The sequence below is a fragment of the Thermostichus sp. MS-CIW-25 genome (assembly GCF_054060015.1).
On the sequence record NZ_JBSSCS010000060.1, the window covers coordinates 1 to 9,533 of the forward strand.

Annotated in this window: 11 protein-coding genes and 1 riboswitch; of the genes, 9 read left to right on the plus strand and 2 right to left on the minus strand. The window is 57.9% G+C overall.

What is annotated here, in order from left to right; all coding sequences use genetic code 11:
* The 7 genes from ACVWZ1_RS13685 to ACVWZ1_RS13715 all read left to right on the plus strand — a co-directional run.
* A partial coding sequence (locus ACVWZ1_RS13685) for a hypothetical protein (RefSeq protein WP_457465581.1) occupies positions 1-182 on the plus strand: 182 nt, incomplete at its 5' end.
* Between the two features lie 43 nt (positions 183-225).
* The gene (locus ACVWZ1_RS13690; protein ID WP_457503696.1) at positions 226-2,283 is read left to right on the plus strand and encodes a bifunctional metallophosphatase/5'-nucleotidase; all 2,058 of its coding nucleotides are present in this window, start codon (positions 226-228) and stop codon (positions 2,281-2,283) included.
* A gap of 357 nt (positions 2,284-2,640) precedes the next feature.
* Entirely contained in the window at positions 2,641-3,168 is a 528-nt protein-coding gene (locus ACVWZ1_RS13695) for a hypothetical protein (protein WP_457503700.1), read from the plus strand.
* 51 nt (positions 3,169-3,219) lie between these two features.
* Positions 3,220-3,684 carry a GUN4 domain-containing protein gene (locus tag ACVWZ1_RS13700; RefSeq protein WP_414418813.1) on the plus strand — a complete coding sequence of 155 codons (465 nt, stop codon included), beginning with the start codon at positions 3,220-3,222 and terminating at the stop codon, positions 3,682-3,684.
* Positions 3,685-3,729: 45 nt separating this feature from the next.
* A complete protein-coding gene (locus tag ACVWZ1_RS13705; protein WP_457503697.1) occupies positions 3,730-4,467 on the plus strand; it encodes a DUF1995 family protein in 738 nt (245 codons plus the stop codon).
* Between the two features lie 112 nt (positions 4,468-4,579).
* Positions 4,580-4,680, plus strand: a riboswitch (TPP riboswitch).
* 5 nt (positions 4,681-4,685) lie between these two features.
* Positions 4,686-6,053 carry a phosphomethylpyrimidine synthase ThiC gene (gene thiC, locus ACVWZ1_RS13710; protein WP_457503698.1) on the plus strand — a complete coding sequence of 456 codons (1,368 nt, stop codon included), beginning with the start codon at positions 4,686-4,688 and terminating at the stop codon, positions 6,051-6,053.
* 206 nt (positions 6,054-6,259) lie between these two features.
* On the plus strand, positions 6,260-6,646 hold the full coding sequence (locus ACVWZ1_RS13715; protein WP_414330014.1) for a VOC family protein: 387 nt from the start codon (positions 6,260-6,262) through the stop codon (positions 6,644-6,646).
* 138 nt (positions 6,647-6,784) lie between these two features.
* On the opposite strand, the gene psbM is transcribed toward ACVWZ1_RS13715, so the two are convergent.
* The gene (gene psbM / locus ACVWZ1_RS13720) at positions 6,785-6,892 is read right to left on the minus strand and encodes a photosystem II reaction center protein PsbM (RefSeq protein WP_071818137.1); all 108 of its coding nucleotides are present in this window, start codon (positions 6,890-6,892) and stop codon (positions 6,785-6,787) included.
* Between the two features lie 85 nt (positions 6,893-6,977).
* Positions 6,978-7,274, minus strand: coding sequence for a 2Fe-2S iron-sulfur cluster-binding protein (locus ACVWZ1_RS13725; RefSeq protein WP_011431947.1), 297 nt, complete (start codon positions 7,272-7,274; stop codon positions 6,978-6,980).
* 363 nt (positions 7,275-7,637) lie between these two features.
* On the opposite strand from ACVWZ1_RS13725, the gene psbB reads away from it, so the two are divergent.
* Positions 7,638-9,170, plus strand: a complete 1,533-nt coding sequence (gene psbB / locus ACVWZ1_RS13730; RefSeq protein ID WP_011431948.1) for a photosystem II chlorophyll-binding protein CP47 — start codon at positions 7,638-7,640, stop codon at positions 9,168-9,170.
* A gap of 106 nt (positions 9,171-9,276) precedes the next feature.
* On the plus strand, positions 9,277-9,375 hold the full coding sequence (locus tag ACVWZ1_RS13735; RefSeq protein WP_011431949.1) for a photosystem II reaction center protein T: 99 nt from the start codon (positions 9,277-9,279) through the stop codon (positions 9,373-9,375).
* Positions 9,376-9,533 lie beyond the last annotated feature (158 nt).

Sequence of the window (9,533 nt, forward strand, 5' to 3'; positions counted from 1 at the left end):
CGGTCAATTTCTTGACGCAACTCTTGTGGGACTATCAGCTTGCAACGTACAGAGATAGTCTGGCTCATGGGCTTATTGTAGTTTATCCAGACTTTGACCAGCAAACCTATATGGAGGAGGGCTTTCCTCCCGACACCAAGCCTGCGGCTATGGTGCGGGCCTCCAGCCCGAAAATTTGGTGAACGCGGATGCGTCCTCTCTTGTGGATGGAGTGAAGGAATTGTCATGAAACCAGCTTGCCGTGCTCGAGGGTCTGCCCCTGCCAAGAGATGGCTCCCGGATTGGCTGAACCCTCTGGCCAGCTCCCTGTGGGTCGGGTTGTGGTGTTTGGTGCTGAGCCTGGCCAGCGCCTGCGGTAGCAGCAGCTCGGTTCCCCCAACCGGCGGAGGGGCTGGGTTTATCGCCTCGGATCCCAATGTGGCTCTCTCGACTCAGCCGCCCGCTTTTACCCTACAAATCCTACACGCCAGCGACTTGGAAGCCTCGATCGCTGCCGTACAAGATGCGCCGCGCTTCTCGGCGGTGGTGAACGCTCTGCGCCCCCAATTTCCCAACACGGTGGTGCTCTCCAGTGGGGACAACTATATCCCCAGCCCCTTCTACAACGCCAGCACGGATCGGTCTCTGCAAGGCCGTTACAACCTCACCCCTGGCAAAGCCGATATCGAGATCATCAACGCCATCGGTTTTGAGGCGTCTGCTTTCGGCAACCACGAGTTCGACCAGGGCACGCGCCAAATTCGCGACCTCATCCGGCCCGACACTGGCCGCGGCTACGCTGGGGCTCGTTTTCCCTATCTGAGCGCCAACCTCAGCTTCAGCGGCACCGGGGAATTGGCCAGCGCTGACTTTGCCGCCGATGGCCAAGAGGCCAGCTCCATTCGAGGCAGAATTGCCAAGACAGCAGTGATTACCGTAGGAGGGCAGCGAATTGGCTTGGTGGGAGCCACCACCACCCGTTTGGCGGCCATCTCTAGCCCCGGCCCCGAGGTGAGGGTAGAAGGCAGGGTGGACGACACCGACCAGGTAGGTGCTGCCCTGATCCAGGGCTTCGTCGATCAACTCACCGCTCAGGGCATCAACAAAATTATCCTCCTAGCCCATCTGCAACAGTTGCAAAACGAGGTAGCCCTGGCCAGCCAATTGCGAAATGTGGACATCATCATTGCCGGCGGATCCCACCGGGTGATCGCCAAGCCCACCGATCGCCTGCGCACTGATTTGCCCGATACCCGCACGGGTGACTACCCCATCTTGCGCTCCTCCGCCAGTGGTCAACCGGTGGCGGTGGTCAACACCGGCTCCAACTATCGCTACGTGGGCCACCTGGTGGTCAGCTTTGACGCCAACGGGGTTATTGCCCGCATTGACCCGGTGAGCGGTGCCTATGCCACCGACGACCAAGGGGTAGCAGCTGTCAGGGGCACCCCCAATCCTGACGTGGTTCGGGTGGCCAATGAGATCGGCAACATCATCCGCACCAAGGATGGCCGCACCTTTGGCTCCACCACTCAATTTCTCAACGGCCTGCGGGCAGAGGTGCGCACCGAGGAAACCAACCTGGGTAACCTCACCGCCGATGCCAACTTGGCCTACGCCAGAACGGTCGATCCTTCCACCGTCATCTCCCTGAAAAATGGCGGCGGCATTCGCGCTCCCATTGGGGCTACCACTGGTGGTGGCGGCGGTGAGCCGGTGCAGCGGATCCCACCGGTGGCTAACCCTGAGGCCGGCAAGCAGTCCGGTCAAATCTCTCAGCTGGACATCGAAACGGCCCTTGCTTTTAACAACGGCCTCTCTCTGTTGACTGTTACCGCTGAGGAACTGAAGCAGATGGTGGAACACGGGGTGGCGCAAACCCAGCCAGGAGCCACGCCAGGCCGTTTCCCGCAAATTGGCGGCTTTGCCTTTAGCTTTGATCCCTCGCGGCCACCGGGATCCCGCGTCCTCTCCTTGCGGGTGGATACGCCCACGGGTCGGGATGTGGTGGTGCGCAACGGCCAAGTGCAAGGGGATCCCAGACGCACCTTCCGCCTGGTGACCCTGGACTTCTTGGCCAATGGTGGGGATGACTATCCCTTCCCTCGCCTGTCTAACCCCAACCGGGTCAACTTGGCCCCCAGCTCTGGCATTACCTTCGACACCCCCGGCAGCGAGCAAGATGCCTTGGCTCGGTATTTGCGGCAGATCGGCGTGTTCACCCAAGCAGACACCCCGCCTGCCCAGGATACCCGCATCCAGAATCTGTCGGCCCGCCCCGATACGGTGCTGCAAGGGCTGTAGATTGGGTTAATGGACTGAGGCGGATGGATCCGGAGGAGTAGGGATTCCGATGCCAGACTCACTTCTTGCAAAAGGGGAGAGTGGCTTGGGTTAATTCCCTCAGCAACGCCATAGAAAATGTCTTGAGCTTTTTAGGAAAGACTACAGGAAGGGATCCCTGGCCAGCGTCAAGGATCCCTTTTCTTTTTCCTACTCCTATCCCTGCTGGTGTTACTTGGCAACGTTTGCCGGGGTGCCCAGGCGGGCTGTAAACCTTGCGGGCATTGCCCACAATAGGTGGATTTGTATACGGATTGAATTGCTTCCTCAAGGAGGAATCATTACCATCAAGGGTGACGTTCGCTCCTTTTGCTGTTCATGACTCTGGAGACGTTTTTTACCCAGCTCAACGCCAATGGCTTAGCCATTGCGCTTTTGCTCTTTGCCACCCCTTGGGTGGTTTGGGTTCTCTGCGACTGGATCCCAGGCCAATGGGAGGAGCCTTTTTTGCTCAGCTTAAATATCGGCTTGGGAGCGGTAACTCTTGTCCTCTGGGCGGGCTACTTGGCCTATGCCACCAACACCGCCGGCTGGCAGGCGGTGGTGAAGCAGGCGGATATGTTCTTGCTGCTGGTGCCTCCCTGGACTTTTCTTAGCTCCATCTGGGTGGCACGCCAGCGCATGCCTCTCTCGCGGGTGCCGGCTTTTCGCACCTTGCAAGGGATCGGCATTTTGGCGGCAGTCTATCTTATTTTTTCTTGGCTCAGCCGCCGGGTTTATGTTGTCTTCTTTTCCCGCCTACCCTTCTCGACTTTCCTGTGGATCCTGGCGGGGCTGTTGGGGGTGGCGTACATCGGCTATCGCATCATCTTCGGGGATCCGCCCAAGTACCCGCCTGAAACCTGAGGGGACGGACAGCAGGGACTAAAATCAAGGGAGACCTTTTGCAACTTGGCAATGGTGACCGTCCCTCTGACTTCAGCCCTGAATATCGACTATCGTCCTCTGCAGGAGCTGTTATCGGCGGGAGCCTGGCTGGAGGCGGATCGGCTGAGCCTACAACTGCTATGTCGGGCGGCAGGAGAGGGGGCGGCGCGGCGGGGCTGGCTGTATTTTTCCGAGGTGAGCCGGATCCCGGTCGAGGATCTGCGCACGATCGATCGCCTGTGGCGGGCGGCCTCCGGGGATCGCTTTGGCTACTCGGTGCAGCGGCAACTGTGGCTGGGGGTGAACCGCAACTGGGAGCGCCTCTGGCCGCTCATCGGCTGGAAGCAGGGCTACCACTGGACTCGCTACCCTGACGAGTTCATCTGGGATCTGTCTGCCCCCAAAGGCCACCTACCCCTCTCCAATCAACTGCGGGGCGTGCGGGTGCTGGAGGAATTGCTCACCCACAAGGCTTGGGAAGACTCGTCAGGCTAGGCAACCGTTTCTTGAACCTTGTTGGATCTGATTTGGATCTGAGCTGTGGCGGAGCAACTGCAACTGACTCAATTTCCCGACCTGCCCGTCGATCTGGCCCAAGCCTGCGAACAAGCCATTCGGGCAACTCGCTTGGCCATGCAAGCGGGGTATCGCCGCCTGCTGATCGAGATCCTCGCCCCCGACCTGAAGCCGGAGGTTTTGGCTCGCCCTTTTTTGGAACTTGTGCAGCCACCGGCTTTGGTGCTATTTAGCGATGCCGGCGGAGCAGCCCTGGCCCAGCGGGAATGGGGATCCCTGCCAGAAGGGATTGAATTACAGAGCTTGACTTCCCGGACTCAACCTACCCCAGAACAGAGCCTCCTGCTGGTGATGCCCGCGGTTTACAGCTTGGATCAGGTGGAGCGGGTTTGCCAAGCGGTCAGTGGCGGGGATCCCTCTGGGCTGACTTCCAAAGGACGGGATCCCAAACCCGTCGTGCTGCTCAACCCCCAATTGCAGGATGCCGCCACCGTGGGTGTGGGTCTGGCCGGTCGCCGTCTGCGCCAGCGGTTTCTGAGCACCTTCGAGACCAGCTACTACCTGCGCTCATTGGTGGAGGGAGCCCTGTTTCGCGCCTATCCGGATCCCTGGAGCCTGTGGCAGCAGGAAGAGCCCGGCCTCTACAGCGTCTTGAAGACTTTTATTGCCCAGCCCACCGGCGAGGAAGTGGCCGAACTGTTCAGGGCCAGCAAGGGAAAGGATCCCTGGTGGAGCTGGCGGCGCTGGCTGGGATCCCTGTGAGGGTCAGGATCTCATGGGGAGAGAGGCCAGGGGTGAGGGTTAGTACTATCTCAAACTCTTTTAATAAAGACTATAAAGCTCCCCGCCTCATCTCTATTTCGGTGATATGATCACACCACGCTAGGAGTGTCTGGGGATTATCCCCAGGCTGAGATTACATCCTCAGAACCTGATCTGGTTCATACCAGCGTAGGAAAGCGAGCACTGGAGTTGACAACATGCGCAGCGAATGGGTTGCCCGTCGTCGTGGGCAAGCAAATGTAACGCAGATGCACTTTGCCCGTCAGGGCGTGATTACCGAAGAGATGGAGTATGTGGCCCAGCGGGAAAACCTGCCGCCGGAACTGATCCGCTCGGAAGTGGCCCGGGGTCGCATGATCATCCCTGCCAACATCCATCACACCAACCTCGAGCCGATGTGCATTGGGATCGCTTCCCGGTGCAAAGTCAATGCCAACATTGGCGCTTCCCCTACTTCTTCCGGCTTGGCCGAAGAGCTGGAAAAGCTGAAATTGGCCATCAAATACGGCGCCGATACCGTTATGGATCTGTCCACCGGAGGCGGCGATTTGGATGAAATCCGTACTGCCATTATCCAAGCTTCTCCGGTGCCGGTTGGTACGGTGCCCATCTACCAAGCCCTAGAAAGTGTGCACGGCAACGTCGAAAAACTTTCTGCAGAAGACATCTTGCATGTTATCGAAAAACAGGCCCAGCAGGGGGTGGACTACATGACCATCCATGCCGGGATCCTGATCGAATATCTGCCGTTGGTGCGCCATCGCCTGACGGGAATTGTTTCCCGTGGAGGTGGGATCCTAGCCCGCTGGATGTTGGCCCACCACAAACAAAATCCTCTCTATACCCACTTCCGCGATATTATTGAGATTTTCAAGAAATACGATGTTTCTTTCAGTTTGGGAGATTCTTTGCGACCGGGATGCTTGCACGATGCTTCTGATGAAGCACAACTGGCGGAGTTGAAAACCCTGGGCCAGTTGACCCGCATGGCTTGGGAGCACGATGTGCAGGTCATGGTGGAAGGGCCCGGCCACGTGCCGATGGATCAAATTGAATTCAACGTGCGCAAGCAAATGGAAGAGTGCGATGAGGCTCCCTTCTATGTTTTGGGACCTCTGGTAACCGATATTGCGGCAGGCTATGACCACATCAGCTCCGCCATTGGGGCGGCCTTGGCTGGCTGGTACGGGGCAGCCATGCTTTGCTATGTCACCCCCAAAGAGCACCTGGGTTTGCCCAATGCAGAGGACGTGCGCAACGGCTTAATTGCCTATAAAATTGCCGCCCATGCTGCCGATATTGCCCGTCATCGCCCCGGTGCCAGGGATCGGGATGATGAGATGTCGAGGGCCCGCTATAACTTCGACTGGAACCGGCAGTTTGAATTGTCTTTGGATCCAGAACGCGCCAGAGAATATCACGACGAAACCTTGCCGGCAGATATCTACAAAACGGCAGAGTTTTGCTCTATGTGTGGGCCAAAGTTTTGCCCTATGCAAACCAAGATGGATGCAGAGGCTTTGAGCGAGCTGGAGCGGTTCTTGGCCGCGCAGCCAACAGGATAAGTCTTGGTTCATCCCCAATCCAATGGGTTGAAACCATCTTCTGTCCTGCCTATGGACTGGATTGGGATCCCTGTCTCAAGTTCTCAAGAAGTTAGGTCTAGAGCCCTGTCTTGCTGCGGGGATCCCTACCCTTCGGGGTGGGGAGTGTGTCAAGCTGATCTGGAGGAGAACCGTTGCAGTTGGCTCACTTGAGCACAGAGGATGACATGGCACTTAGACAACTCGGGCATGTCGCCATCCGGGTAGAAGACATCCCCAAGGCGGTGGAGTTCTACCAAAAGCTGGGCATGGTCAACGTCTGGCAGGATCCCGACTGGGCCTACATGAAGGCGGGAGAGGATGGGCTGGCACTGCTGGGGCCGGGCTATCGCGCAGCAGGGCCCCACTTTGGCTTTGTCTTCGACAACCTGGAGGAGCTTCGGCAAGAGCACCAGCGCCTGAAATCCCAAGGGATCCTGGTGGGGGAAATCCACAGCCACCGGGATGGCACTGCCTCTTTCTATGGCAAGGATCCCGACGGCAACCTGTTTGAGTTTTTGTATGAACCTGCGGGAACCTTCGACCAAGCCAAGGCAGCCCAAGCCACAGCTTGACTTAGCACCTTGAGGGCGCTCCCCCAAGTACTCTCAGTTTGTCCAACGCAAAGGGATCCTCTTGTACACAGGGGATCCTCTTTTTGACCGGCTTTAGGAATACCCCTTGCCCAATTTGAATCGGCAGGAGCTGCCCACTCAGTCACCAGATCTGCTGGAGGTTTGCACGTACAAAATCACCAAGAAGATGGCGGGCACCAGAACGACTAAGAGAGTGGCCAAGATGCCCAGGTAGTTCGTCTCCATAACTCCAAATGCCACAAGCCCAACTGGCAGTCAGCATACCACTCTTGAGTACGACTTGCCCAAAGGGAAAACGGGCGGGCCAAGGTTAGGGCTTGGTTTTGACCGAAACATCCCCCAACACCTTGGTCTGGCAAGCAAGGCGGTAGCTGTCGGGCTTGCGCTTGAGCTTGCGGTTTTCCGCCTCGGTGCGAGGGGAGAGGTTCTCGGATCCCTCAACAATCTCCACCACACAGGTGCCACACTGGCCGTTGCCGCCGCAGTTGAGCAGCTTGGCCATCATTTTGTAGAGATCGATCTGGTTTTCCAGAGCCTTCAAGCGCAAGTTAGCGCCTTCAGCGACGAAGATCTCTCGGTTCTCGTTGACGAAGCGAATCGTTGCCATACCCCTGCCAGAAACCACGACACCTTTCAGCCTGAGCCAGGAGAGCGCTCACAGTTGCTAAGTATTGTAACATTTTAAGTCATATTTTTAATCTCCGGCGAGAGATCTGGGATGATGATGCCTAAAGTGAGACGGCATCCTGCCTGAAGCCACTCAGGTCGGTAGCGTTTCGTTATACTGTTTGATGCCCGCGATGGAAATTCTGAGAGCGATATCCTAGTTGGGTGCGCTCAGGGGTTCAAGCGGGTGCGGTACCCCCCGACTCTGAAGAGACTGCTCGGGTCAGGATCCCAGGTAAGATGTCGGCTTAATTGTTTGACTGGATATCGCGTAAGTGTTGGAGAACGTGGAGGACCGAGCTTTATGGGACTACCGTGGTATCGGGTCCATACGGTTGTACTGAATGACCCAGGTCGCCTGATCGCGGTTCACCTGATGCATACCGCTCTGGTAGCAGGTTGGGCCGGGTCGATGGCGCTCTATGAAACGGCCATTTTCGATCCGTCGGATCCTGTCCTGAATCCGATGTGGCGTCAGGGCATGTTTGTCATGCCATTTATGGTTCGCCTGGGGGTGGTCAACTCCTGGGGCGGTTGGAATATCTACGGCGAGAGCGTTGCCAATGCGGGCTTCTGGACGTTTGAAGGGGTAGCCACTGCCCATATCGTTTTGTCCGGCTTGCTCTTCTTGGCTGCCTGCTGGCACTGGGTGTACTGGGATCTGGAGCTGTTCCGGGATCCCCGCACCGGCGAGCCGGCTTTGGATCTGCCGAAAATATTTGGGATCCACCTGCTGTTGGCCGGGATCCTCTGCTTTGGGTTTGGCGCCTTTCACCTGACGGGGGTGTTTGGCCCGGGGATGTGGGTGAGCGATCCCTATGCGACGACGGGACACGTCCAGCCGGTAGCACCGGAATGGGGGCCAGCCGGTTTTAACCCCTACAACGCCGGAGGGGTGGTGGCCCACCACATTGCTGCAGGCATCGTGGGCATCATTGCAGGTCTATTTCACATCACGGTACGCCCACCCCAGCGCCTCTATCGCGCTCTGCGAATGGGGAACATCGAGACGGTGCTTTCCAGCTCGATCGCGGCGGTGTTTTTTGCCGGTTTTGTGGTGGCCGGAACCATGTGGTACGGCAGCGCCACTACCCCTGTGGAGCTGTTTGGTCCCACCCGCTACCAATGGGATTCTGGCTATTTCAACCAGGAGATTAACCGCCGGGTAAATGCGGCTATGGAAGCCGGGATGACCCGCAGCGAGGCCTACAACTCCCTGCCCAAATCTTTGCTCTTCTACGACTACGTGGGCAACAGCCCGGCCAAGGGGGGTCTGTTCCGAGCTGGCCCCATGAACAAAGGGGATGGCATTGCCATCGAGTGGCTGGGCTACCCGGTGTTCCGTGACCGCGAAGGGCGGGAGCTGACGGTGCAGCGGATGCCCAACTTCTTCGAGACCTTCCCGGTTATCCTGCGGGATGCCGATGGGGTGGTGCGGGCAGACATTCCCTTCCGTCGGGCAGAGTCTCGCTATAGCTTTGAGCAGGTGGGCGTGACGGTGGAGTTTTACGGCGGCAAGCTGGACGGTCAGGTGTTTACCGACCCGGCAACCGTCAAGAAATATGCCCGCCAGGCCCAGTTGGGTCAGTTGTTTGAGTTCGACCGAGAAACCCCCAAGGCGGACGGCACCTTCCACACCAGCCCCCGCGGTTGGTTTACCTTTGCTCACGCGGTCTTTGCCCTGCTGTTCTTCTTTGGCCACATCTGGCACGGCGCTCGCACTCTCTTCCGCGATGTGTTCGCCGGTATTGACCCCAATATGAGCGAGGAAATGGTGGAGTTCGGCGTCTTCCAGAAAGTAGGGGATCCCACCACTCGCAAGGTTCAGGAAGCCTAGAGCCCTTTTCGGCGATGCCGTCGGCACTCTGCTTCACTTTGGAGATGGGGTGCTGGCGGCTCCGAGTTAATCTGGAATCAAGCCCCCTTAGAAATGGAGGTTTTGTATGGAAGCCATCACCTACACCTTTATCCTGTTTTTGACGTTGGGCCTTCTGTTTTTCGCGGTCGCCTTTCGGGAAACTCCGAGAATTACCAAGAAGTAACCCAGGGTAGTGGCTGCCGTTCCTGCTGTGCCGGGCTCAAGCAAGGCAGAGGGAAGGTCAGCCAGAAATCGCAGGAGCCCCGCACTGTACCCGTAGGGTCAGTGTCGGGAGGAATGCGGAAGTTACGATAGAACCATGACCCAAGTCCTGACCGTCTC

Bases quoted from the DNA above. Each gene is read 5' to 3' on its own strand.
- ACVWZ1_RS13690 (WP_457503696.1), top strand. From the start codon at position 226: ATGAAACCAGCTTGCCGTGCTCGAGGGTCTGCCCCTGCCAAGAGATGG.
- ACVWZ1_RS13695 (WP_457503700.1), top strand. From the start codon at position 2,641: ATGACTCTGGAGACGTTTTTTACCCAGCTCAACGCCAATGGCTTAGCC.
- ACVWZ1_RS13700 (WP_414418813.1), top strand. From the start codon at position 3,220: ATGGTGACCGTCCCTCTGACTTCAGCCCTGAATATCGACTATCGTCCT.
- thiC (WP_457503698.1), top strand. From the start codon at position 4,686: ATGCGCAGCGAATGGGTTGCCCGTCGTCGTGGGCAAGCAAATGTAACG.
- ACVWZ1_RS13715 (WP_414330014.1), top strand. From the start codon at position 6,260: ATGGCACTTAGACAACTCGGGCATGTCGCCATCCGGGTAGAAGACATC.
- psbM (WP_071818137.1), bottom strand. From the start codon at position 6,892: ATGGAGACGAACTACCTGGGCATCTTGGCCACTCTCTTAGTCGTTCTG.
- ACVWZ1_RS13725 (WP_011431947.1), bottom strand. From the start codon at position 7,274: ATGGCAACGATTCGCTTCGTCAACGAGAACCGAGAGATCTTCGTCGCT.
- psbB (WP_011431948.1), top strand. From the start codon at position 7,638: ATGGGACTACCGTGGTATCGGGTCCATACGGTTGTACTGAATGACCCA.
- ACVWZ1_RS13735 (WP_011431949.1), top strand. From the start codon at position 9,277: ATGGAAGCCATCACCTACACCTTTATCCTGTTTTTGACGTTGGGCCTT.